The 22685-nt window shown below is 71.9% G+C and carries 17 protein-coding genes and 1 pseudogene; 8 read left to right on the top strand and 10 right to left on the bottom strand.

The features are described 5' to 3' along the window. Positions 1 to 24: 24 nt before the first annotated feature. A complete protein-coding gene (locus ACIBAF_RS00330) occupies positions 25 to 747 on the bottom strand; it encodes a vWA domain-containing protein (protein WP_399460858.1) in 723 nt (240 codons plus the stop codon). Positions 748 to 852: 105 nt separating this feature from the next. Here ACIBAF_RS00330 and ACIBAF_RS00335 point away from each other — a divergent pair, with 105 nt between their 5' ends. After that, a complete protein-coding gene (locus tag ACIBAF_RS00335; RefSeq protein ID WP_399460859.1) occupies positions 853 to 1674 on the top strand; it encodes a chitosanase in 822 nt (273 codons plus the stop codon). Between the two features lie 105 nt (positions 1675 to 1779). Here the strand turns inward: ACIBAF_RS00335 and ACIBAF_RS00340 are convergent, their stop codons facing one another. From ACIBAF_RS00340 to ACIBAF_RS00350, 3 genes and pseudogenes are all read right to left on the bottom strand, one after another. Further along, positions 1780 to 3240, bottom strand: a complete 1461-nt coding sequence (locus ACIBAF_RS00340) for a glutamate synthase subunit beta (RefSeq protein WP_399460860.1) — start codon at positions 3238 to 3240, stop codon at positions 1780 to 1782. Further along, on the bottom strand, positions 3233 to 7855 hold the full coding sequence (gltB, locus tag ACIBAF_RS00345; protein ID WP_399460861.1) for a glutamate synthase large subunit: 4623 nt from the start codon (positions 7853 to 7855) through the stop codon (positions 3233 to 3235). The genes ACIBAF_RS00340 and gltB overlap by 8 nt, the downstream gene beginning before the upstream one ends. Before the next feature lie 382 nt (positions 7856 to 8237). Next, positions 8238 to 8970, bottom strand: a pseudogene (locus ACIBAF_RS00350) (VIT1/CCC1 transporter family protein). 270 nt (positions 8971 to 9240) lie between these two features. On the opposite strand from ACIBAF_RS00350, the gene ACIBAF_RS00355 reads away from it, so the two are divergent. The 7 genes from ACIBAF_RS00355 to ACIBAF_RS00385 are packed head-to-tail and all read left to right on the top strand — an operon-like array spanning position 9241 to position 17172. After that, complete coding sequence (locus ACIBAF_RS00355) at positions 9241 to 10284, top strand: ADP-ribosylglycohydrolase family protein (protein ID WP_399460862.1); 1044 nt, start codon at positions 9241 to 9243, stop codon at positions 10282 to 10284. Next, a complete protein-coding gene (locus ACIBAF_RS00360) occupies positions 10281 to 11585 on the top strand; it encodes an ADP-ribosylglycohydrolase family protein (RefSeq protein WP_399460863.1) in 1305 nt (434 codons plus the stop codon). Before ACIBAF_RS00355 ends, ACIBAF_RS00360 begins: the two co-directional genes overlap by 4 nt. A gap of 8 nt (positions 11586 to 11593) precedes the next feature. Next, complete coding sequence (locus ACIBAF_RS00365) at positions 11594 to 12805, top strand: ADP-ribosylglycohydrolase family protein (RefSeq protein WP_399460864.1); 1212 nt, start codon at positions 11594 to 11596, stop codon at positions 12803 to 12805. After that, positions 12793 to 14172, top strand: a complete 1380-nt coding sequence (locus ACIBAF_RS00370) for an ADP-ribosylglycohydrolase family protein (protein WP_399460865.1) — start codon at positions 12793 to 12795, stop codon at positions 14170 to 14172. The genes ACIBAF_RS00365 and ACIBAF_RS00370 overlap by 13 nt, the downstream gene beginning before the upstream one ends. Beyond that, positions 14169 to 15140, top strand: a complete 972-nt coding sequence (locus ACIBAF_RS00375) for a ribokinase (RefSeq protein ID WP_399460866.1) — start codon at positions 14169 to 14171, stop codon at positions 15138 to 15140. The genes ACIBAF_RS00370 and ACIBAF_RS00375 overlap by 4 nt, the downstream gene beginning before the upstream one ends. Beyond that, on the top strand, positions 15137 to 16333 hold the full coding sequence (locus ACIBAF_RS00380; protein WP_399460867.1) for a CaiB/BaiF CoA transferase family protein: 1197 nt from the start codon (positions 15137 to 15139) through the stop codon (positions 16331 to 16333). The genes ACIBAF_RS00375 and ACIBAF_RS00380 overlap by 4 nt, the downstream gene beginning before the upstream one ends. Beyond that, positions 16330 to 17172, top strand: a complete 843-nt coding sequence (locus ACIBAF_RS00385; protein ID WP_399460868.1) for an HpcH/HpaI aldolase/citrate lyase family protein — start codon at positions 16330 to 16332, stop codon at positions 17170 to 17172. The genes ACIBAF_RS00380 and ACIBAF_RS00385 overlap by 4 nt, the downstream gene beginning before the upstream one ends. Before the next feature lie 76 nt (positions 17173 to 17248). Here the strand turns inward: ACIBAF_RS00385 and lgt are convergent, their stop codons facing one another. The 6 genes from lgt to trpC form a co-directional block, all read right to left on the bottom strand. Further along, on the bottom strand, positions 17249 to 18415 hold the full coding sequence (gene lgt / locus ACIBAF_RS00390) for a prolipoprotein diacylglyceryl transferase (protein ID WP_399460869.1): 1167 nt from the start codon (positions 18413 to 18415) through the stop codon (positions 17249 to 17251). A 94-nt stretch (positions 18416 to 18509) separates the two neighbouring features. After that, positions 18510 to 19286, bottom strand: coding sequence for a thioredoxin domain-containing protein (locus ACIBAF_RS00395; RefSeq protein WP_399460870.1), 777 nt, complete (start codon positions 19284 to 19286; stop codon positions 18510 to 18512). A 77-nt stretch (positions 19287 to 19363) separates the two neighbouring features. After that, a complete protein-coding gene (gene trpA / locus ACIBAF_RS00400; RefSeq protein ID WP_399460871.1) occupies positions 19364 to 20182 on the bottom strand; it encodes a tryptophan synthase subunit alpha in 819 nt (272 codons plus the stop codon). After that, positions 20179 to 21468 (bottom strand): tryptophan synthase subunit beta, encoded by a 1290-nt coding sequence (gene trpB / locus ACIBAF_RS00405; RefSeq protein ID WP_399460872.1) that lies wholly within the window; start codon positions 21466 to 21468, stop codon positions 20179 to 20181. Before trpB ends, trpA begins: the two co-directional genes overlap by 4 nt. A 67-nt stretch (positions 21469 to 21535) precedes the next feature. After that, positions 21536 to 21778: a tryptophan biosynthesis modulator TrpM gene (gene trpM / locus ACIBAF_RS00410; protein WP_399460873.1), complete on the bottom strand. Its 243-nt coding sequence runs from the start codon at positions 21776 to 21778 to the stop codon at positions 21536 to 21538. A gap of 22 nt (positions 21779 to 21800) precedes the next feature. Beyond that, a complete protein-coding gene (gene trpC, locus ACIBAF_RS00415; RefSeq protein WP_399460874.1) occupies positions 21801 to 22610 on the bottom strand; it encodes an indole-3-glycerol phosphate synthase TrpC in 810 nt (269 codons plus the stop codon). Positions 22611 to 22685: the final 75 nt, after the last annotated feature.

Consider the following 22685-nt stretch of genomic DNA (forward strand, 5'->3'; position numbering starts at 1 on the left):
GGTGCGACAGGAGCCGGAAAGCGGCTACGGCCGTACGATCCCCGCTGCCCGGGCGGCCACCAGCCACTTCGGGAACTCGCCCACGAGCCGGTCGTACAGCTCCGCGTCCGTCACCTTCGCCGGATCCGAACCGGCGTGGAAGAACCCGGCGTTGTCGACCGCCCGCTTCCCCGGCACAGGCAGCTCGTCGAGCTTGCGCAGGAAGTCGAACTGCTTGCTGCCCCGGTCGCCGAAGCCGATGAACTGCCAGAACAGGGGCAGCTTCGACGCCTTGCACAGATAGCGTTCCGCGGCGAGCTTGTTGATGGGGCCGCCGTCGGTCTGGAAGACGACGAGCGCCGGGTGCGTCGACCCGCTGTCGAGGTAGTGGTCGATGACGGCGTCCATGGCGAGGTGGTAGCTGGTCTTGCCCATGTGTCCGAGCCCGGCCACGATGCGGTCCACCCGCCCCTGGTGGTCGGCGAGGGCGATGTCGGTGACGGCGTCGACGTCGGTGGAGAAGAAGACCACCGGCACCCGGCCGTCGTCGTCGAGGTGCGCGGACAGCCCCAACACCCGGTCGGCGAGCGCCTGCACGCTGCCGTCCTGGTAGTACGGCTTCATCGACCCCGAGTAGTCGACGACGAGGTAGACGGCGGCCCGCTGCCCGTCGAGACCGTGCTTGGCGAGCGAAACCCCGGCGCTCTTGTACAGGTCGACCAGCGCGGGGGCGGTCTCCTGAACCTTGGTGAGACTGATCGCGACCATGGCGCACAGCCTCCCACACCCACCGGGTTCGCCCTTTTGTTCGGTCAGCTGCGTATTAGTATGGAATGACAAAGAACGCGACATTCCGGCCTTAAAGTGTGCGGCATGAAACGTGCCGCCGCCCTGGTGTGCGCCGCCGTAGCGTCGACGGTGTACCTGCTCGCTCCCGCACAGCCCGCCCAGCCCGCCCAGCCGACGACCGACGTCCTGGTCACCCCGCCGGGCCTCGCCGCCCCGGCGCAGAAGGAACTCGCCCAGCAGATCGTGGCCAGCGCCGAGAACGGCACCCTCGACTGGCGCGCCGCATACGGCTATGTCGAGGACATCGGCGACGGCCAGGGCTACACGGCGGGCCTGATCGGCTTCTGCACCGGCACCCACGACCTGCTCACGCTCGTCGAGGGCTACACCCGCGCGCATCCGGGAAACGCCCTCGCCCGCTACCTCCCGGCGCTGCGCCGGGTCGACGGCACCGCCTCGCACGCCGGTCTGGACCCGGGGTTCCCGGCGGCCTGGCGGGCGGAGTCGACCGTGCCCGCCTTCCGCGCGGCCCAGGACGCCGAGCGCGACCGCGTCTACTTCGACCCGGCGGTGCACCGCGGCCGGGCGGACGGCCTGGGCGCGCTGGGCCAGTTCGTCTACTACGACGCGCTGGTCTTCCACGGCCCCGGCACGGGCCCGACCAGCTTCGACGGCATCCGCGCCCGCGCGATGCGGCAGGCCCGCACCCCCGCGCAGGGCGGCGACGAGGCCGACTACCTCAACGCCTTCCTCGACGCCCGCCGCCGCGCCATGCTGACCCGGCACCCCGGCATCGACACCTCCCGCGTCGACACGACCCAGCGCCGCTTCCTCCACGAGGGCAACCTGGACCTGCGTCCGCCACTGCAGTGGCAGGTGTACGGGGAGACGTACCGGGTGCCCTGACTCGGGACATGCGGCGACGCCTGCCCGGTCGTCCGGTCGGGGACTGTTGGGCAGGCGCCGTCTGTGTTCCGTACGCCTTTGTACGGGACGTCTGTGAAGTGGCCGTCAGACCATCAGCGAGCGGTCCGTCGGGCGGATCGGGGCCGGCAGTTCGCTCGCGCCGGTCAGGAACCGGTCGACGCCACGGGCGGCCGAGCGGCCCTCCGCGATCGCCCACACGATGAGGGACTGGCCGCGGCCCGCGTCACCGGCGACGTACACGCCGGGGACGTTGGTCTGGAAGTCGGCGTCGCGGGCGACGTTGCCGCGCTCGTCGAGCTCCAGGCCGAACTGCTCGACCAGGCCGTTCTCCCGGTCGGTGCCGGTGAAGCCCATGGCGAGGGTGACCAGCTGGGCGGGGATCTTGCGCTCCGTGCCCGGCTTCGGGGTCAGCTTGCCGTCGACGAACTCGACCTCGGTGAGGTGCAGCCACTGGACGTTGCCGTCCTCGTCGCCCTCGAAGTGGGTGGTGGAGACGGAGTAGACCCGCTCACCGCCCTCCTCGTGCGCGGAGGTGACCTTGTACAGCATCGGGAAGGTCGGCCACGGCTGGCCGGCGCTGCGGTCCTCGCCCGGGCGGGGCATGATCTCCAGCTGCGTGACGGAGGCCGCGCCCTGGCGGTGGGCGGTGCCCACGCAGTCGGCGCCGGTGTCGCCGCCGCCGATGACCACGACGTGCTTGCCCTCGGCCGAGACGGGCGACACCACGTAGTCGCCCTCCTGGACCTTGTTGGACAGCGGCAGGTACTCCATGGCCTGGTAGACGCCCTTGAGCTCGCGCCCCGGCACCGGCAGGTCACGGGCGGTCGTCGCGCCGGCGGCGATGACGATCGCGTCGTAGCGCTTCTTCAGGTCGGTCGCCTTGAGGTCGCGGCCGATCTCGATGCCGGTGCGGAAGCGGGTGCCCTCCGCGCGCATCTGCTCGATGCGGCGGTTGATGTGCCGCTTCTCCATCTTGAACTCGGGGATGCCGTACCGGAGGAGACCACCGATGCGGTCCGCGCGCTCGTAGACGGCGACGGTGTGGCCGGCCCGGGTCAGCTGCTGGGCGGCGGCGAGGCCCGCCGGGCCCGAGCCGATGACCGCGACGGTCTTGCCGGACAGCCGCTCGGGGGCCTGCGGGGCGACGTCACCGGTCTCCCACGCCTTGTCGATGATCGAGACCTCGACGTTCTTGATGGTGACGGCCGGCTGGTTGATGCCCAGCACACACGCCGACTCGCAGGGAGCGGGGCACAGACGGCCCGTGAACTCCGGGAAGTTGTTCGTGGCGTGCAGCCGCTCGGAGGCCGCCGTCCAGTCCTCGCGGTAGGCGAAGTCGTTCCACTCGGGGATCAGGTTCCCGAGCGGACAGCCGTTGTGACAGAACGGGATGCCGCAGTCCATGCACCGGCTGGCCTGCTTGCCGATGATCGGCAGCAGCGAGCCGGGGACGTAGACCTCGTTCCAGTCCTTCAGACGCACGTCGACGGGACGGGACTTGGCGACCTCGCGGCCGTGGTTCAAAAAGCCCTTCGGGTCAGCCATTGGTCGCCGCCTCCATCATCTTCTCGGTGATCTCGGACTCGGAGAGTCCCGCCTGCTCGGCGGCGTCCTTGGCGGCGAGCACTGCCTTGTACGCACTGGGGATGATCTTGCTGAAGCGCTCCGCGGAGGCGTCCCAGTCGGCGAGCAGCTTCTCGGCGACCGTCGAGCCGGTCTCCTCGGCGTGGCGGCGCACCACGTCGTGCAGCCACTGCTTGTCGCTGTCGTCCAGCGCCTCGACGGCGCCCAGGTTGCCGACGTTGACGTTGTCGCGGTTCAGGTCGATCACGTAGGCGATGCCGCCGGACATGCCGGCCGCGAAGTTGCGGCCCGTCTCGCCGAGGACCACCGCGTGACCGCCGGTCATGTACTCGCAGCCGTGGTCGCCCACGCCCTCGGAGACGACCGTGGCGCCGGAGTTGCGGACGCAGAACCGCTCACCGGTGCGGCCGCGCAGGAACAGCTCGCCGCCGGTCGCGCCGTAGGCGATGGTGTTGCCCGCGATCGTCGAGAACTCGGCGAGGTGGTCGGCGCCCCGGTCGGGGCGGACGATCACCCGGCCGCCGGAGAGGCCCTTGCCGACGTAGTCGTTGGCGTCGCCCTCCAGGCGCAGCGTGACGCCGCGCGGGAGGAAGGCGCCGAAGGACTGGCCGGCGGAGCCGGTGAAGGTGATGTCGATGGTGTCCTCGGGCAGGCCCGCACCGCCGAACTTCTTCGTCACCTCGTGGCCGAGCATCGTGCCGACCGTGCGGTTGATGTTGCGGATGGAGACCTGGGCGCGCACCGGCTGGGCGTCGGTCGCGGAGTCCGCGGCCAGGGCGTCGGCGGCGAGCTTGATCAGCTCGTTGTCGAGCGCCTTCTCCAGGCCGTGGTCCTGCGCGATGATCTGGTGCAGCGCCGCGCCCTCGGGCAGGGCGGGCACGTGGAACAGCGGGGCCAGGTTGAGGCCCTGCGCCTTCCAGTGGTCGACGGCGCGCTCGACGTCGAGGACCTCGGCGTGGCCGACGGCCTCCTCGATCGAGCGGAAGCCCAGCTCGGCCAGCAGCTCGCGGACCTCTTCGGCGATGAACTTGAAGAAGTTCACGACGTATTCGGCCTTGCCGGCGAAGCGGTCGCGCAGCACCGGGTTCTGGGTGGCGATGCCGACCGGGCAGGTGTCCAGGTGGCAGACGCGCATCATGACGCAGCCGGAGACGACGAGCGGCGCGGTCGCGAAACCGAACTCCTCGGCGCCGAGCAGCGCGGCGATGATCACGTCACGGCCGGTCTTCAGCTGGCCGTCGGTCTGCACGACGATGCGGTCGCGCAGGCCGTTGAGCAGCAGCGTCTGCTGGGTCTCGGCGAGACCGAGCTCCCAGGGACCGCCCGCGTGCTTGAGCGAGGTCAGCGGCGAGGCGCCCGTGCCGCCGTCGTGGCCGGAGATGAGCACGACGTCCGCGTGGGCCTTGGAGACACCCGCGGCGACCGTGCCGACGCCGACCTCGGAGACCAGCTTCACGTGGATCCGCGCCTGCGGGTTCGCGTTCTTCAGGTCGTGGATCAGCTGGGCCAGGTCCTCGATGGAGTAGATGTCGTGGTGCGGCGGCGGGGAGATCAGACCGACACCCGGGGTGGAGTGACGGGTCTTTGCGACCCACGGGTACACCTTGTGGCCGGGCAGCTGGCCGCCCTCGCCGGGCTTGGCGCCCTGGGCCATCTTGATCTGGATGTCGTCCGCGTTGACCAGGTACTCGCTCGTCACGCCGAAGCGGCCGGAGGCGACCTGCTTGATGGCGGAGCGCCGCGCCGGGTCGTACAGCCGGTCCGCGTCCTCGCCGCCCTCACCGGTGTTGGACTTGCCGCCCAGCTGGTTCATGGCGATGGCGAGGGTCTCGTGCGCCTCCAGGGAGATGGAGCCGTACGACATGGCGCCGGTGGAGAACCGCTTGACGATCTCGGAGACCGGCTCGACCTCGTCGATCGAGATCGGCTCGCGGCCGGACTTGAAGCCGAACAGTCCGCGCAGCGTCATCAGGCGCTCGGACTGCTCGTTCACGCGGTCCGTGTACTTCTTGAAGATGTCGTAGCGGGCTGTGCGCGTCGAGTGCTGGAGGCGGAAGACCGTCTCCGGGTCGAACAGGTGCGGCTCGCCCTCGCGGCGCCACTGGTACTCGCCGCCTATCTCCAGGGCGCGGTGGGCCGGCGCGATGCCGGACGCCGGGTAGGCCTTGGCGTGGCGGGCGGCGACCTCCTTGGCGATGACGTCGATGCCGACGCCGCCGATCTTGGTGGCCGTGCCGTTGAAGTACTTCTCCACGAAGGCGTCGTCGAGACCGACGGCCTCGAAGACCTGGGCGCCGCGGTAGGAGGCGACGGTGGAGATGCCCATCTTGGACATGACCTTCAGGACGCCCTTGCCGAGCGCGTAGATCAGGTTGCGGATCGCCTGCTCGGGCTCCAGGCCGTCGATGAAGGTGCCGGCGCGCAGCAGGTCCTCGACCGACTCCATCGCCAGGTACGGGTTGACGGCGGCGGCGCCGAAGCCGATCAGCAGGGCCACGTGGTGGACCTCGCGGACGTCGCCGGCCTCGACGAGCAGGCCCACCTCGGTGCGCTGCTTGGTGCGGATGAGGTGGTGGTGGACGGCCGCGGTGAGCAGCAGCGACGGGATCGGCGCGTGCTCGGCGTCGGAGTGGCGGTCGGAGAGGACGATGAGGCGGGCGCCGTTGTCGATGGCGGCGTCGGCCTCGGCGCAGATCTCCTCGATGCGCGCGGCGAGGGCGTCGCCGCCGCCGTGCACCCGGTACAGGCCGGAGAGCGTCGCGGCCTTGAAGCCGGGCATGTCGCCGTCGGCGTTGATGTGGATGAGCTTGGCCAGCTCGTCGTTGTCGATCACCGGGAACGGCAGGGTGACCGTCCGGCAGGACGCGGCGCTCGGCTCGAGCAGGTTGCCCTGCGGGCCGAGGGAGGAGCGCAGCGAGGTGACCAGTTCCTCGCGGATGGCGTCCAGCGGCGGGTTGGTGACCTGCGCGAACAGCTGGGTGAAGTAGTCGAAGAGCAGCCGGGGGCGCGCGGAGAGCGCGGCGATCGGCGAGTCGGTGCCCATCGAACCGATCGGCTCGGCGGCGGACTTGGCCATCGGCGCGAGCAGGACGCGCAGCTCTTCCTCGGTGTAGCCGAAGGTCTGCTGGCGGCGGGTGACCGAGGCGTGCGTGTGCACGATGTGCTCGCGCTCGGGCAGGTCGACGAGCTCGATCTCGCCGGCCTCGAGCCACTCGGCGTAGGGCTTCTCGGCGGCGAGGTTCGCCTTGATCTCGTCGTCCTCGATGATGCGGTGCTCGGCGGTGTCGACGAGGAACATCTTGCCGGGCTGGAGGCGGCCCTTGCGGACGACCTTGGCGGGGTCGATGTCGAGGACGCCGACCTCGGAGCCGAGGACGACGAGGCCGTCGTCGGTGACCCAGTAGCGGCCGGGGCGCAGGCCGTTGCGGTCGAGGACGGCGCCGACCTGGGTGCCGTCGGTGAAGGTGACGCAGGCCGGGCCGTCCCAGGGCTCCATCATCGTGGAGTGGAACTCGTAGAAGGCGCGCCGGGCCGGGTCCATGGAGTCGTGGTTCTCCCACGCCTCCGGGATCATCATCAGCACGGAGTGCGGCAGCGAGCGGCCGCCGAGGTGGAGCAGTTCGAGCACCTCGTCGAAGGACGCCGAGTCGGAGGCGTCCGGCGTACACACCGGGAAGATCCGCTCGATGGACTTCTCGTCCTGTCCGCCGTGCCCATGGTCGGCGGAGCCGAACAGGTCCGAGACCAGCTGCGACTCGCGGGCGCGCATCCAGTTGCGGTTGCCCTTGACGGTGTTGATCTCGCCGTTGTGCGCGACGAAGCGGTACGGGTGCGCGAGCGGCCACGACGGGAAGGTGTTCGTGGAGAAGCGCGAGTGGACGAGCGACACGGCCGAGGCGAAGCGGCGGTCGGACAGGTCCGGGAAGAAGGGCTCGAGCTGGCCGGTGGTCAGCATGCCCTTGTAGACGATCGTCCGCGCGGACAGCGAGGGGAAGTAGACGCCGGCCTCGCGCTCGGCGCGCTTGCGCAGCACGAACGCCTTGCGGTCGAGGTCGATGCCCTGCGAGGCGCCGTCGGTCACGAAGACCTGGCGGAAGGCGGGCATCGTGGAGCGGGCGGTGGCGCCGAGGAGCTCGGGGGCGACCGGGACCTCGCGCCAGCCGAGGACGGTGAGGCCCTCGTCGTCGGCGATCGTCTCGATCTGCGAGACGGCGTCCTGCAGGCCGTCCTCCGGGAGGAAGGCGATACCGACGGCGTAGCCGCCGGCCTCGGGCAGCTCGAAACCGGCCACCTCGCGGAAGAAGGCGTCGGGGACCTGGGTGAGGATGCCCGCGCCGTCGCCGGAGTCCGGCTCGGAGCCGGTGGCGCCGCGGTGTTCGAGGTTGCGCAGAACGGTGAGCGCCTGCTCGACCAGCGTGTGGCTCGCCTCGCCGGTGAGGGTGGCCACGAAGCCGACGCCACAGGCGTCGTGCTCGTTGCGGGGGTCGTACATACCCTGCGCAGCAGGGCGAGCATCCATGAAAGACCAGTTCTGGCCATTCGCGGAATGCTGGGACGGCTGGCGCGGCGTACGCATCGGCTCTCCCGTCGTCGTCTCAAGTGGCATATCTGGCGTGCGAAGGGACGACGTTGGCCCTCTGCGTGAGCGCAAAATTTCGTGCAGGTTACATGATGGAGCGGTTCTCGGGAACCGGATACTCCGTTCCAACATGCGGACGCCACGAGCTCGCGAAGGGGGTCTCGCGCACGTGGCTGAAAGTTATGGGGACCGGACGGGACGAGATCGATCAGATCGGCGCCTGTCGGCCCGGAGGGCGGGGGGAGCGGCGTCGTTCACCCCGCAAGTGCGCCGCAGGCCTCATTGCCCACAGCGCTTACGGCTCATGCCCGCTGGTTAAGCATCCGAAACCAGTCAGTAACGGCTACTTATGCGGCCCATCGCATAAGTAGCAGCCGATCTATCCTACGGCCGTTCCGAACAAAGTGCCCAGGGCGTACGTCACACCGGCCGCCGCACCTCCGAGCGCGAGCTGCCGCAGCCCACTGAACCACCAGGTCCGCGCGGTCACCCGAGCCACCACGGCGCCGCAGCCGAAGAGCCCGAACAACGCCAGCAGCACGGCCGGCCACAGCGAGGCGGCCCCCAGCAGATACGGCAGGACGGGCAGCAGCGCGCCGAGCGCGAACGCCCCGAAGCTCGACACGGCGGCGACCAGCGGCGAGGGCAGATCCGAGGGATCGATGCCCAACTCCTCACGGGCGTGTATCTCCAGGGCCTGCTCGGGATCGCGCGAGAGCTGCTGCGCGACCTGCCGGGCCAGCGCGGGCTCGACCCCCCGGGACTCGTACAGCGCGGCGAGCTCGGCCTCCTCGTCCTGCGGGTGCTTCCTCAGCTCCCTGCGCTCCACGTCGAGCTCCGCCTCGACGAGTTCACGCTGCGAGGCGACGGAGGTGTACTCACCGGCGGCCATCGAGAAGGCGCCTGCGGCGAGACCCGCCAGCCCGGTGATGACGATGGTCTGCTGCCCGACGGACCCCCCCGGCGACACCGGTCATCAGCGCGAGGTTGGAGACCAGGCCGTCCATCGCCCCGAACACGGCGGGCCGCAGCCAGCCACCGTTGACATCGCGGTGCGTGTGGTTGTCGCGGTGCGCCTCGTGCAGTGTGGCTTCGGTCTCGATGATGGCCATGAAGATCCCCCAGATAGCTAAGGCAAAGCTAACTTTAGACAAGTTCCAATCTCTGACAACGCCAAAGATACGCTTCACCATTCCCACCCGCCAGGAAGGCGAGGATGCCCTAACCTGCACCTTTACCTTCGATCGCTCATTCGATCGGGGGTCCGCCCACATGTCGACCGGGTGACATGAGGAGGTTTCAGGCTCAGGTCAACCGCCGATGGTGGGACACATCCGCAAAGGGTTCCGCGCCCGTGCGGAGCCCCGGAGGAGAGGCCGTGCATGGCATCGATCCGTGAACGGGCCCGCGGCGCCCTGCTCGGCCTCGCCGTCGGGGACGCGCTCGGCGCACCCGCCGAGAACATGAAGCCCTCCGAGATCCGCGCCCGATGGGGCCGCATCACGGGCTACGTCAGCGAGAAGCCGGCCGGCACGGACGACACGGAGTACGCGATCTTCTCCGGCCTGCTCCTCGCCCGCCACGGCTCCGCACTCACCCCGGCCCACGTGGAGGCCGCCTGGCACCAGTGGATCGCCGACCGCGACGAGGGCCCCTTCCGCGGCGCCGGCTTCAGCGAACGCGGCACCCTGGAGAACCTCCGCCGAGGCCTCGCGGCGCCCATCTCGGCACAGCACCGGCACGCCTGGAGCGACGGTCTGGCGATGCGCGCGGCCCCCTTCGGCGTCTTCGCCGCGGGCCGCCCGGCGGAAGCGGCCCGGCTGGTCGCGATCGACGGCGCGGTCAGTCACGACGGCGAGGGCATCTACGGCGGCCAGGCGGTCGCGGCGGGCGTGGCGGCGGCGATGGCGGGAGCGCCGACGATCGCGGTCGTGGCCTCGGCGCTGGCGGTGATCCCCGAGGACTCCTGGACGGCCCGCTCCCTGCGCCGGGCGGTGACGGTGGCCCACCGGGGCGAACGGGCGGTCCGCTCCGCCGTCGTCATCGGCGGCTACCCCTGGACCGATCTGGCCCCCGAAGCCGTCGCCCTCGCCTTCGGCGCCTTCGCGGCGGCCGACGGCGACTTCCGCGAGGCCGTCCTCACCGCCGTGAACATGGGCCGCGACGCGGACACGACGGCCGCGGTGGCCGGCGCGCTGGCCGGCGCGACCCAGGGCGCCTCGGCGATCCCCCCGCAGTGGGCGGCCGCCATCGGCCCGGCCCGGGGCAGCTGCCTGCCCTCGATGGCGGGCCACCACGTCCTGGACGTGGCGGAGCTGCTGGTGCCCGAAGAGGGCGGCAAATGGGGTGAGGGCATGATCGCCGAGGATCTCGTCCCCACCTTGATCACCCTGCCGGCGACCGACAGAACGGAGGCACGACGGTGAGACCACCGGCCCCATGGGACGAGGGAACGACCGGCGCGACCACGACGCTCCCGAACACCCAGGCAGCCGCCGACGGCGAGGACGCCCCACAGGGGCCACCCGCACCCGACGACGAAAGGTCCACGGGCGGTGCGGCGGGGAGCAACGAGGCCGAAGGCGTGGCCGAGGCCGTTTCGGCCCGCACCCACCCTCACCGCGTCGAAGGCCTCCTGCTCGGCCTGGCCGCAGGCGACTCCGCCGGTTGGCCCGCCGCCCGCCACCGAGCCGCCCGCATGCCCGAGTGGACCCGCCGCCTCACCCGGGAACTCGACACCTTCGCCGAACACAACGCCACCACCACCCTCCCCGTCCCCATCGCCCTCAACCAACCCCCCGAGCCCCTCCGCCTGGGCCCCTCCGACGACGCCGAGTGGGCGGCGTTCGCCGCCGAGGCGGTCCTGCGGGCGGGCGACGACACCGCCCTCGGCGACCTCAGCCGGGAACGCCGGATGCGCGCCGCCATCGACCTCACCTGGAACGCGATCGCCGGCGAGGTCGCGGCGGCAGCGGACCGCGCGCCCGAGGTCGAGTCCGCCGTCCTCCCCCTGCGCGCCCGCATCTCCGTCCGCGCCGGCCTCGGCAACCTCGCCGCCGGACTGCGCCCGCCCGCCACCGGCCACGACAACCCCCACTACTTCGACGACGCGGCCTGCGTACGCGCCTGCGTCCTCGCGGTGGCCCACCCCGGCGACCCCCGGCTCGCCGCCGACCTCGCCGAGTTCGACGCCCGCTACACCCAGGACGGCGACGGCGTGCACGGCGCCCGCGCGATGGCGGCGGCCCTCGCGCTGGCCCTCGTCGGCGCGGACCCGGCCCGCTGCGTCACCGCGGCCCTCGCCGAACTCCCCGACCACACCGAGATCGGCCGCAACGCCCGCCACGCGCTCGAACTGGCCCACGACGCCGACAGCGCCTTCGCGCTCATCCCCCTCCTGGAACACCAGATCGTCGACCACGTCTACAGCTACGGCATCGCCGCGGCGGAGACGGTCCCGGTCGCCCTGGCCCTGGTGACGGCGTCCGGCGGCCGTATCGCCGAAGCGGTACCGGCGGCGGCCTGTCTGTCCCGGGTCGCGGACTCGGCCCCGGCCCTCGCGGGCGCGCTGACGGGCGCGTTGGGCGGCGGCCCCGCGATCCCGGCCGCGTGGCGCGACAGCTGCCGCACCCTCTCCGGCTGCGTGCTCCCCCGTCTCACCGGCACCGACCTGGTGGAACTCGCCGAACTCCTGGAAGCCGCACAACCGGCCCCACCAGGAGGATGATTCGGGGCATGAAGCCCAAAGCGCGAAAAAGCACCACAGCGCAAGAAGGCGCCAACGCACCTGAGAGCAACGGCGCGACCCTGGAAGAACGCATCACCGGCGCCCTCGTGGGAGCCGCCGTCGGCGACGCCCTCGGCGGCCCCGTGGAGGGCTACTCCCCCGACCAGATCCTTGAGCGGCACGGCGGCCGCGTCCACGGCGTCGTCGGCCCCTGGAACGGCGACGACTGGCGCACCGCCCGCCCCATCGCCCCGTACCACAAGGGCGACGGCCACGTCACCGACGACACCTTGATGACGCACGCCCTCATCAGGGTCTACGCCACGGTCCGCGACCACCTGGACGCCTACGCGATCGCCGAGCACCTGGTCCCGGACCTGATGGGGAACCCCCGCTGGATCCCTGAACTGGAAGCCGAGGCCCTCCCCCTGCACCGTCTCTTCCTGGCGGAGAAGTGGCTGGTCACGCGGCTGCACTACGGCCATGTCGACCCCCGTGAGGCCGGCGTCGGCAACATCGTCAACTGCGGTGCGGCGATGTACATGGCCCCGGTGAGCCTGGTCAACGCGGCCGACCCGGCGGGCGCGTACGCCGAGGCGCTGGACATCGCGGGCGCCCACCAGTCGTCGTACGGCCGGGAGGCGGCGGGGGTCTTCGCGGCGGCGGTGGCGGCGGCCTGCGCACCGGACGCGACCCCGGAGTCGGTGGTCGCGGCCTGCCTGTCCCTGGCGAAGGACGGCACGCGCGCGGCGATCGAGAGGGTCTGCGAAGAGGCGGCCCGGCACACCGACTTCGAGTCCGCGCTGTCCCCGCTGCGGGCGGCGGTGACGCCGTACGACACCGTGGGCCCCGACTACCGCCGGCCCTCGCTGGGCGCCCGCCGCCCCTCCCGTCTGCACGCGATCGAGGAACTCCCCGTCGCCCTGGGCATGTTGCTGGTGGCGGGCGGCGACTGCCGGCAGGCGGTCCTGGGCTCGGTGAACTACGGCCGCGACTGCGACTCCATCGCGACGATGGCGGGAGCGCTGGCGGGCGCCCTGGGCTCTGCGGTCCCGGACGAGTGGTCGAAGCAGGTCGCCGAGGCCAGCCGCCTCGACCTGCGGGAGCCGGCGGTGACGCTCGCCGAGGTCGCCCGGGAGATCTTCGACCGCGACGTGCGCCGTCGCCGCACCCACGAGCAGGCGTTCGCCGCCCTCGGAGGCCCGCGATGCTCCGACTGACCTGGGTCCAGCCGGAGGACCTCGTCGGCCATGAACTGCGCCAGGCGGCCGAGGACGGCCGGGAACCGTGGGCGATCGCCGCCCGCTGGAAGGCGGCGGGAGGCTGCGAGGCCCCGCCCCGGGCGGGCGCCTCCCCGGGGCGGTCCTCCCGCTACCTGCGTCTGCTCGCGGAAGACCTCCTGGACGAACTGACGGACCTGCCCAGCAGGTTGACGGAGGACGAGCCGACGAAGCTGGAGAAGATCAGGGCCCTGTGCCCCGGGTGGCCGGTCCGACCGACCGATGCGCAGCCCGCGGCCCCTGCCCGGGCCCGTCTGGAAGCGGCCTGGCTGGGCCGGGCCGTCGGCTGCCTCCTCGGCAAACCCGTCGAGAAGCTCCCCCTGGACGCCATCCGCGCCCTGGCCCGCGCCACCGGCAACTGGCCCCTCACCGGCTACTTCACAGCCCGCGGAGTCCCCCAGGACCTGCTCGAAGCCCACCCCTGGAACCGCCGCTCGGCCCCCACCTCCCTCGCCGAGAACATCGACGGGATGCCCGAGGACGACGACCTCAACTACCCCCTCCTCAACCTCCTCCTGCTCCAGCGCCACGGCAGCGACTTCACCACCACGGACGTGGCCCGGCTCTGGCTGGACGAACTCCCCGCCGGCCGCGCCTTCACCGCCGAACGCGTCGCCCTGCGCAACCTCCTGACCGGCATCGAACCCCCGCACACCGCCCGCCACCGCAACCCCTTCCGCGAGTGGATCGGCGCCCTCATCCGCGCCGACGTCCACGGCTGGACCAACCCCGGCGACCCGGCCGCCGCAGCCGAACAGGCCCACCGCGACGCCACCCTCACCCACACCGCCAACGGCGTCTACGCGGCGATGTTCACGGCGGCCGTCATCGCCACGGCAGCGACCGGCGCCCACGACGTCCACGCCTGCCTGCGCACCGGCCTGACCGTCGTCCCACCCCGCTCGCGCCTCGCCCGGGCCATCACCCACGCGATCCGACTGGCGCAGGAACACGCCGACTTCGACACCGTCGTGGACGAACTCCACGCCACCCACAAGGCGCACCACTGGGTCCACGCGATCCCCAACACCGCCCTGATCGCCGCCGCCCTCACCCACGCCGACGGCGACTTCAGCGCCTCCGTCTGCCGTGCCGTGTCCGGCGGCCTGGACACCGACTCCAACGGCGCGACGGCCGGCAGCGTCGCCGCCCTCCTCGCCGGCGACCCGGCCGCCCTCCCCGACCGCTGGACGGCCCCCCTCAAGAACCGCCTGGCCACCTCCGTCGCCGACCTCAGCGGCGTCGGCTTCGACACCCTGGCCCACCTGACCTGGTCCCTCACCCACCGGGAGGCTTCCCGCCCATGACCGACATCGTCGTGCTCGGCAGCACGAACATGGACCTCGTCGCCTACGTCGAGAAACCCCCGCAGCGCGGGGAGACCGTGACGGGACGGGAGTTCCGCACCATCCCCGGCGGCAAGGGCGCCAACCAGGCGATCGCCGCCGCCCACGCGGGCGCCACCGTCTCGATGATCGGCGCGGTCGGCAACGACGCCTTCGGCGCCCGTCCGCGCTCCACCCTGGAGCTCCCCCACTCTCGGCTTCGCTCGAGCGGGGGGACCCCCATCGGCGTGAACACCGACCGCCTGCGCACGGTCGAGTCCCCTTCCGGCACCGCGCACATCGTCGTGGACGACGAGGGCGGCAACGCGATCGTCGTCGTCCCCGGCGCGAACGGCACCGTCGACCACCTCGTCCCCGGCGACGAAGTCCTGATCTCCTCCGCCGACGCCCTCCTGCTCCAGCTCGAAGTCCCCCTGGCGGCGGTCGTCGCGGGCGCCCGGGCAGCCCGCGCCCACGGCGTCCGGACGATCCTCACCCCCGCCCCCGCCCCCGCCCAGCCCCTTCCGCCCGAACTCCTCGCCGCCCCCGCCCTGTTGGTCCCCAACGAGCACGAGGCCACCGCCCTCACCGGCCGCACCGACCCGCGCGAGGCGGCCACCGCCCTGCTGGACGGCGTCCCGGAGGTGGTCGTCGCCCTCGGCTCGGCCGGCAGCCTCTACGCGGCCCGCGGCACAGAACCCCTCACCGTGCCCGCCCCGCACGTCGCCGCCGTCGACTCCACCGGCGCGGGCGACACGTTCGTCGGCGCCCTCGCCGATGGGGGTCCCCCCGCTCGAGCGAAGCCGAGAGTGGGGGACCTCGGCGAGGAACGCCCCGTACGGGAGGCCTTGGCCTGGGCCGCAGCCGCGGCCGCCCTCTCGGTCCAGCGTCCGGGCGCTTCCGCTTCGATGCCGTACCGCTCCGAGATCGACAAGCAGTACGCCTCATGACCGGGACGACCCCTCCCCTGCGCGGGCTTCGCGTCCTCGATCTCGCCACCCTCTTCGCCGGCCCGCTCGCCGCGACCATGCTCGGCGACTTCGGCGCCGAGGTCATCAAGGTCGAGCACCCCAGCCAGCCGGACCCCTCCCGGGGACACGGCCCGTCCAAGGACGGCGTGGGCCTGTGGTGGAAGCTCCTCGGCCGCAACAAGCGCACCATCACCCTGAACCTCTCCCGACCCGGCGGGCGCGCCACCCTCCTGCGTCTCGCCGAAACAGCCGACGTGATCATCGAGAACTTCCGTCCCGGCACCCTGGAGAAGTGGGACCTCGGCTGGGAGGACCTGTCGGCGGCCAACCCCCGCCTGGTCCTCACCCGGGTGACCGCCTTCGGCCAGTTCGGCCCCTACGCGCACCGCCCGGGCTTCGGCACCCTCGCCGAGGCGATGAGCGGCTTCGCCGCGATCACCGGCGAACCGGACGCCTCCCCGACCCTCCCGCCCTTCGGCCTGGCCGACTCCATCACGGGTCTGGCCACCGCCTATGCCGTGATGACGGCCCTCGCCGCCCGCGAGCGCACCGGCGAGGGCCAGGTCGTCGACATGGCGATCATCGAGCCCATCCTCACCGTCCTCGGCCCCCAGCCCCTCTGGTACGACCAGCTGGGCTATGTCCAGGCCCGCACCGGCAACCGGTCGGCCAACAACGCCCCGCGCAACACCTACCGCACCGCCGACGGCGACTGGGTCGCCGTCTCGACCTCCGCCCAGTCGGTCGCGGAGCGCGTGCTGCGCCTCGTCGGCCGGCCCGACCTGATCGACGAGCCCTGGTTCGCGACGGGCGCCGACCGGGCCGCCCACGCCGACGTCCTCGACGAGGCGGTCGGCGCCTGGATCGCCACCCGCACCCGCACCGACGTCCTCGCCGCCTTCGAGAAGGCGGAGGCCGCCATCGCCCCGGTCCAGGACGTACGGGACGTGATGACGGACCCCCAGTACCAGGCCCTCGACACGATCACCGCGGTCGACGACCCGGAGCTGGGCCGGATCCGCATGCAGAACGTTCTCTTCCGGCTCTCCTCGACCCCCGGCGCGATCCGCTGGACCGGTCGCCCGCACGGCGCCGACACGGAGACGGTGCTCACCGAACTCGGCCTGAACCCGACCGAGCTGACGGCCCTCCGCGAAGAGGGCGCACTATGACGATCTCCCCGACGACACCCCCGCTGACCTGGCTGTACGCCCCCGGCGACCGCCCGCAGACCGTCACCAAGGCGCTCGGCTGCGGCGCCGACGTCGTCATCATCGACCTGGAGGACGCGGTCGCCCCGGACCGCAAGGAGTACGCCCGCACGGCCACCGCCGAACGCCTGTCCGACCCCCAGCCGGTCCCGGTCCATGTCCGGGTGAACGCCCTGGACAGCCCTTTCGCCGCGGCGGACCTCCGCAGCGTGGCCGCCCTCCCCGGGGTCGCCGGCCTGCGCCTGCCGAAGGTGACGTCCCCGCACCAGATCACCCGGGTCGCCGAGACCGTGCCCCGGGCCGACCGAGTCACCCCCCTCCACGCCCTCCTGGAAACAGCCCTCGGCATCGAACACGCCTACGCCATCGCCTGCGCCCACCCCTGCCTGCGCGGCATCGCCCTCGGCGAGGCGGACCTGCGCGCCGACCTGGGCCTGCGCGACGACGCGGGTCTCGACTGGTGCCGCTCCCGGGTCGTCGTCGCCGCCCGGGCCGCGGGCCTGGCGTCCCCGCCCCAGTCGGTCCACCCCGACATCCGCGACCTGGAAGGCCTGGCCACCACCTGCGCCCACGGCCGCACCCTCGGCTTCCTGGGCCGCGCCGCCATCCACCCGCGCCAGCTCCCGATCATCGAACGGGCCTACCTGCCCACGGAACGGGAACTGGAGGAGGCCGAGACGATCGTCAAGGCCGCGGCCCGGGACCAGGGCGCCCAGGCCCTCCCGGACGGCCGCTTCATCGACGCGGCGGTGGTCGCGACGGCACGACGCACCCTGTCCCTGGCGCCCCGCAAGGGCTGACCCCCCGCCCCCCGCCGCACACACGACGAGGGCGCCCGGCGAACCCGGGCGCCCTCGTCGTGTGTGCGGTCAGCCGTCAGCTCTTCTTGCCGGCCGACTCGGCTTCGTCCTTGACCTCGGTCTTCACCTCGGCAGGCTCAACGGCCTCGGCCTCGGCCGCGCCCTTCGCTCCGGCGTCGGCCTTGTCCTTCACCTGGGCCTTGTCCTCGCCCTTGGCCTTGGCGCTTCCATCGACCTTGGCCTTGGCGCTTTCATCTACCTCGGCCTCGGACTCTTCCTTGGCCTCCGCCTTGGCCTTGGCCTTTTCCTCGCCCTCGGCCTTGCTCTTGTCCCTGTCCTCGGCCTCGGCCTTGTCCGCGTCCCCGGACTTGTCCTCGTCCTCGTCCTCGGAGACCTCCCCGGCCTCACCGCCGGAGGCGCCCTCGGCGGCGCCCGGTTCCACGACCGCCTCACGCCCCGGCCGCTTCTTCGCCGAGATCACGATGTACGTCACGGCGAGCAGGAACACGACCATCGCGGTCCAGTCGTTCAGCCGCAGGCCCAGGATGTGGTGGGCGTCGTCGACGCGCATGTACTCGATCCACGCCCGGCCCACGCAGTACGCGGCGACGTACAGCGCGAAGGCCCGGCCATGGCCCAGCTTGAAGCGGCGGTCGGCCCAGATGACGAGGAGGGCGACGCCGATGCACCACAGCGACTCGTACAGGAACGTCGGGTGGTAGTACCCGGGCACCCGGCCGTCCGCCGAGGACGTGATGTGCAGGGCCCAGGGGAGGTCGGTCTCCTTGCCGTACAGCTCCTGGTTGAACCAGTTGCCCCAGCGGCCGATCGCCTGAGCGAGGGCGATGCCGGGCGCGATGGCGTCGGCGTACGCGGGCAGGGCGATGCCCCGGCGGCGACAGCCGATCCATGCGCCGACCGCTCCGAGCGCGATCGCGCCCCAGATGCCGAGGCCGCCCTCCCAGACCTTGAAGGCGTCCACCCAGTCACGGCCCTCGCTGAAGTACAGCTCGTAGTCCGTGATCACGTGGTAGAGCCGGCCTCCGAGCAGCCCGAAGGGCACCGCCCAGACGGCGATGTCAGCCACCGTGCCGGCCCGCCCGCCCCGGGCGACCCAGCGCCTGTTGCCGAGCCAGACCGCGACGAAGACGCCGATGATGATGCAGAACGCGTAGCCGCGCAGCGGAATGGGGCCGAGGTACAGCACCCCGTGCGACGGGCTGGGAATGTAGGCAATTTCCATGGCAAGGTCGACGCTACCGTGCCGGACCGGGCCGACGGCAGGCAGCCCGGCTACGGCTCCATAACGGGCAGGTGTGAAAGGGCCTTACCCCTTGTCACCCTTTGTCGGCCTCCTCCACCATCTGCTTCAGCTTCGCCGGCGTCATCGACTGGTCCGCGTAGATGTTCTTGCCGTTGAACAGCACCGTCGGGGTACCGCCGAAGTGGCCGTTCTGGAAGGCCTGGTTGGACTTCACGACCCAGCTGTTGTGCGTGCCGTCCTCGACGCAGGTGCGAAACGCGGGCGTGTCCAGGCCGTCGACCTGGCCCGCGAGCTCGATGAGCTTCGCGTTCTTGGCGTAGGCGTCGTTCGTTTCGTCCGGCTGGTTCTCGTACAGCACGTCGTGGTAGGCCTGGAACTTTCCGGCGTCCTGGGCGCAGGCCGCGGCGTTCGCCGCGTTACGGGAGCCGCTGCCGCCCATGTTGCCGTCGATGAGGGTGGCCAGGTGGTATTCGACCTTGAGCTTTCCGGCCTGAGTCAGCTCGTGGATCGTCGGACGGTACGCCGACTCGAAGGCCTTGCAGGCCGGGCAGCGGAAGTCCTCCCACACGGTGAGCGTGGACTTGGCGCCGTCCTTGCCGACCGGGATCGCCAGCGCGTCCTCGCCCTGGGCCCCTGAGGGCGCCACGACCGGGCCCGCCTTGTCGCTGCTGTCGTCCTTGCCGGAGTTCGCGGCGACGACGCCGATCACCGCCGCCAGACCCAGCACACAGACCACGCTCGCGCCGACGATCAGTGTGCGCCGCCGCCGCTCGGCGGCCTTCTGCTTCTCGCGCTCCGCCGCCAGCCGTTCCCGGGCGTTGCGCTTTCCGTCACGATTCTTCTCGCTCACACCCCCAGAACGAACCGGGGAGGCGCATTGCGCCTCCCCGATCCCAGGTCCACCCGTTCGGGTGAGCGAGCCTCCCGTCACACCTGTCGGCGCACGCCCTTCGCCAGCTCGCCCGCGAGCGCGCGGACGGCCTCGACGCCGGCCGCGTCGTCCGGCGCGTCCAGCATCCGCTTGACGAAGGCCGAGCCGACGATCACGCCGTCGGCGAAGCCGGCCACCTCGGCGGCCTGCGTGGCGTCGGACACGCCGAGGCCGACGCAGACGGGCAGCCCGGTGCCGGTGGCCCGGGTCCGCTCGACCAGGTTCTGGGCCTGCGCGCCCACCGACTCCCGGGTGCCGGTGACGCCCATCAGCGACGCCGCGTAGACGAAGCCGCTGCCCGCCTCGGTGATCTGGGCGAGCCGCGCGTCCTTGCTGCTCGGCGCCACCACGAAGACGGTCGCGAGGCCGTGCTTCTCGGCGTGCTCCCTCCACAGCGCCGACTCCTGCACGGGCAGGTCGGGCAGGATGCAGCCCGCGCCGCCCGCCTCGGCCAGCTCGGCGGTGAACCGCTCGACGCCGTAGCGGTCGATCGGGTTCCAGTACGTCATGACGAGGACCGGCTTCCCGGTCGCCTCGAAGGCCTCGCGGACCGTGCGCATGACGTCCGCGATCCGCACCCCGCCCCGCAGGGCGATGTCGTCGGCGGTCTGGATGACCGGTCCGTCGAGGACGGGGTCGCTGTGCGGCAGACCGACCTCGACGACGTCCGCGCCGCCGTCGAGGACGGCCTTGATCGCCTCGATGCCGCCGTCCACGGTCGGGAACCCGGCCGGGAGGTAGGCGATGAGCGCGGCGCGGCCGTCCGCCTTGGCGGCGGCGAGGGTGTCCGACAGCAGCTGGATGGTGCCGCTCACTTGGCGTCCCCCTCGATCTCGGCGGTGTCGGCGGTGTTGGCGGCGACCTCGGCGTCCACGCCGTTGTCGTACAGCCCGAAGTAGCGGGCGGCCGTGTCCATGTCCTTGTCGCCGCGACCGGACAGGTTGACGATGATCAGCCCGTCCTTGCCGAGCTCCCTGCCGACCTCCAGAGCCCCGGCCAGCGCGTGCGCGCTCTCGATGGCCGGGATGATGCCCTCGGTGCGCGACAGCAGACGCAGCGCCTGCATGGCCGCGTCGTCGGTGACCGCGCGGTACTCGCCGCGGCCGCTGTCCTTGAGGTAGGAGTGCTCGGGGCCGATGCCCGGATAGTCCAGGCCGGCCGAGATGGAGTACGGCTCGGTGATCTGGCCTTCGTCGTCCTGGAGGACGTAGGAGCGCGAACCGTGCAGGATGCCGGGCTCGCCCGCGGTCAGGGTCGCCGCGTGCTCGCCGGTCTCGATGCCGTGGCCGGCCGGCTCGCAGCCGATGAGGCGGACGGAGGCGTCCGGGATGAAGGCGTGGAACAGGCCGATGGCGTTGGAGCCGCCGCCGACGCAGGCGACGGCCGCGTCGGGCAGTCGTCCGGCGCGCTCCAGGAGCTGGCGGCGGGCCTCGACGCCGATGACGCGGTGGAAGTCGCGGACCATCGCCGGGAAGGGGTGCGGTCCTGCGACCGTGCCGAACAGGTAGTGGGTGTGGTCGACGTTGGCGACCCAGTCTCTGAACGCCTCGTTGATGGCGTCCTTCAGGGTGCGGCTGCCGGACTTCACGGCCACGACCTCGGCGCCCAGCATGCGCATCCGGGCCACGTTGAGGGCCTGGCGCTGGGTGTCGATCTCGCCCATGTAGATCGTGCACTCGAGCCCGAAGAGGGCGCAGGCAGTGGCCGTGGCCACGCCGTGCTGGCCCGCGCCGGTCTCGGCGATCACGCGCGTCTTGCCCATGCGCTGGGTGAGCAGCGCCTGACCGAGCACGTTGTTGATCTTGTGGGAGCCGGTGTGGTTGAGGTCCTCGCGCTTGAGGAACATCCGGGCGCCGCCCGCTTCCGCGGCGAAACGGGGGACCTCGGTGAGGGCCGAGGGGCGGCCGGTGTAGTTGACGAGCAGGTCGTCGAGTTCGCGGGCGAACTCGGGGTCGTGCTTGGCCTTGTCGTACTCGACGGCGACCTCGTCCACGGCGGCGACGAGGGCCTCCGGGATGAACTTGCCGCCGAACGCGCCGAAGTAGCCTTCGGCGCTGGGGACTTGACCCTCCGGGTCGGGAATGAAGAACTCGCTGGGCATGCGGAAACCTCACGGTGAGTTTGCGGAAGGAACCAATCGCCGTGGGGGCAGGGGTTGTCGTACGACCTCAGGCCGTCTGTGGCTGGTCGCGCCCGTGCGGCGGTAGCCGCACATCAAACAGAGCCCCGCGCCCCTTGTCGGTCCGCTGCTGCCATCGCATGCCGTTCACTTGGCCCGGCTCGTCTCCGATGACGTACCGCACCCTGCGGCCGTGCACCCTGCGAGCGGGCGCGCGACAGCCACGCGGGCGGCAGCCGCGCGCGAGGCGGGCGTACCGGTCCGCAGTCGTCGCGGGGGTCGTCGGAGTCATCGGAGGCAACTCTACCGAGCCGTCAGCCGCGGCCGTGACGCAGTGCCGGGTGTTCGCCTGCTGCCACCAGGTCGGCGACCGCCGTCTTGGGATCGCGGCCCGTCACCAGGGACTCGCCGACCAGGACCGCGTCGGTGCCGGCGTTGGCGTACGCGATGAGGTCGTGCGGGCCTCGGACGCCGGACTCGGCGACCTTGACGATGCGGGCCGGGATCTCGGGGGCGACGCGGTCGAAGGTGCCGCGGTCCACCTCGAGGGTCTTCAGGTTGCGCGCGTTGACGCCGATCACCTTGGCGCCCGCGTCGACGGCGCGCTCCACCTCGTCCTCGTCGTGGACCTCGACGAGCGGGGTGAGACCGATGGAGACGGCGCGCTCGATGAGCGACTCCAGGGCGGACTGTTCCAGGGCGGCCACGATCAGCAGCGCGAGGTCGGCGCCGTACGCGCGGGCCTCCCACAGCTGGTACGAGGTGACGATGAAGTCCTTGCGCAGCACGGGGATGTCCACGCGCGCGCGTACCGCTTCGAGGTCGGCCAGCGAGCCGCCGAAACGGCGCTGTTCGGTCAGGACGGAGATGACGGCCGCGCCGCCCGCCTCGTAGTCGGCGGCCAGGCCGGCCGGGTCGGCGATGGCGGCCAGCGCGCCCTTGGACGGGCTGGAGCGCTTGACCTCGCAGATGACCTTGACGCCGTCGCCGCGGAGGGCGGCCACGCCGTCCTTGGCGGCCGGGGCCTTCGCCGCGCGCTCCTTGAGCTCGTCGAGGCTGACGCGCGCCTGCCGCTCCGCGAGGTCGGCACGGACTCCGTCGATGATCTCGTCGAGGACACTCACGCGAGCGGCCTCCTTCCGGCAAGCGGTGGAAAACGATGGTCACTGTGATGGTATCCGGAGGAAGGCGAAGGCCTC

The organism is Streptomyces sp. NPDC051677 (genome assembly GCF_044453465.1).
Taxonomy (GTDB): Bacteria; Actinomycetota; Actinomycetes; order Streptomycetales; family Streptomycetaceae; genus Streptomyces.